1 protein-coding gene is annotated in these 409 nt (G+C 65.8%); it reads right to left on the reverse strand.

Annotation, left to right across the window (positions count from 1 at the left end; translation table 11 throughout):
- On the reverse strand, window positions 1-409 hold a 409-nt coding region (locus EOD07_RS37305), incomplete at both ends, for an AMP-binding protein (RefSeq protein WP_164773001.1).

Raw genomic sequence — 409 nt, forward strand, 5'->3', positions numbered from 1 at the left:
GCGCTCGAGGATCGCGTGGCCGCTGCGCTCGCGCCAGGACTTGTGCGTCTCGGCCAGCAGCGGCGCCGACCCGGAAATGAACACACGGATGTTTTTTGCCGCCTCATGGTCCAGCCCATCCTGCTGCAGCAGGCGCACGTAGAAGGTCGGCACGCCCATCAGGGCCGTGGCACGCGGCAGCAGCGAGACGATGCGGGCCGGATCGAACTTCTGCTCGAACAGCATCGAGGCGCCGGCCATCAGGACGACATTGGTGGCGACGAACAGGCCGTGCGTGTGGAAGATCGGCAATGCGTGGATCAGCACGTCGTCTCCAGTGAAACGCCAGTGCTCGACCAGCGCGCGCGCGTTCGAAGCAAGATTCTCGTGGCTGAGCATGGCGCCTTTCGACCGGCCGGTGGTTCCCGAC

Source organism: Mesorhizobium sp. M2C.T.Ca.TU.002.02.1.1, assembly GCF_003997225.1.